Source organism: Thermostichus vulcanus str. 'Rupite' (assembly GCF_022848905.1).
Taxonomy (GTDB): Bacteria; Cyanobacteriota; Cyanobacteriia; order Thermostichales; family Thermostichaceae; genus Thermostichus; species Thermostichus vulcanus_A.
The window spans coordinates 1-1142 of record NZ_JAFIRA010000120.1; the positions used below are offsets into that span (position 1 = coordinate 1).

The window sequence follows — 1142 nt, forward strand, 5'->3', positions numbered from 1 at the left end:
TTGACGAAACTTAACGGATCACTTAATCTTAGGGTGTAAATCTTCGCGCTTCCCTACGGGAAGTTCGTACCCAATCATGACTACTGTTATCCAACGTCGCTCTGCGAGCAACGTGTGGGAGCAGTTCTGTGAGTGGGTCACCTCCACCGACAACCGCCTCTACATCGGCTGGTTCGGCGTGTTGATGATCCCCACTTTGCTGACTGCTACCACCTGCTTCATCATCGCTTTTATCGGTGCTCCCCCAGTGGACATCGATGGCATTCGTGAGCCGGTCTCTGGTTCTTTGCTCTACGGCAACAACATCATCTCTGGTGCTGTGGTGCCTTCTTCTGCGGCTATCGGCCTGCACTTTTACCCGATTTGGGAAGCTGCTTCTTTGGATGAGTGGCTCTACAACGGCGGCCCCTACCAGCTGATTGTGCTGCACTTTTTGCTGGGTGTGTTCTGCTACATGGGTCGGGAGTGGGAATTGAGCTACCGCTTGGGGATGCGTCCCTGGATTGCGGTGGCCTACTCTGCGCCTGTGGCGGCGGCAACGGCTGTGTTTTTGATTTATCCGATTGGTCAGGGGTCTTTTTCCGACGGGATGCCGTTGGGGATTTCTGGGACGTTCAACTTCATGTTGGTGTTCCAAGCTGAGCACAACATTCTGATGCACCCGTTCCACCAGTTGGGTGTGGCCGGTGTGTTTGGTGGGGCGCTGTTCTCTGCGATGCACGGGTCTTTGGTGACCTCCAGCTTGATTCGTGAGACTTCTGAAGATGAGTCTCAGAACGCTGGGTACAAGTTTGGTCAGGAAGAAGAGACCTACAACATTGTGGCGGCTCACGGGTATTTTGGCCGGTTGATTTTCCAATACGCCAGCTTCAACAACAGCCGGAGTCTGCACTTTTTCTTGGCAGCCTGGCCTGTGATTGGGATCTGGTTTACGGCTTTGGGCATCAGCATCATGGCGTTCAACCTGAACGGGTTCAACTTCAACCAGTCGATTGTGGACAGCAATGGCCGCGTGGTTGGGACTTGGGCCGATGTGTTGAACCGGGCCAACCTGGGTATGGAGGTGATGCATGAGCGCAATGCTCACAACTTCCCCTTGGATTTGGCGGCTGTGGAGACGGCTCCTGCCATCCGTGGTTGAT

The 1142-nt window shown here is 54.3% G+C and carries 1 protein-coding gene; it reads left to right on the forward strand.

Annotated features, from left to right (window positions below):
* Positions 1-76: 76 nt before the first annotated feature.
* Positions 77-1141, forward strand: coding sequence for a photosystem II q(b) protein (gene psbA, locus JX360_RS17410; protein WP_244353538.1), 1065 nt, complete (start codon positions 77-79; stop codon positions 1139-1141).
* Position 1142 lies beyond the last annotated feature (1 nt).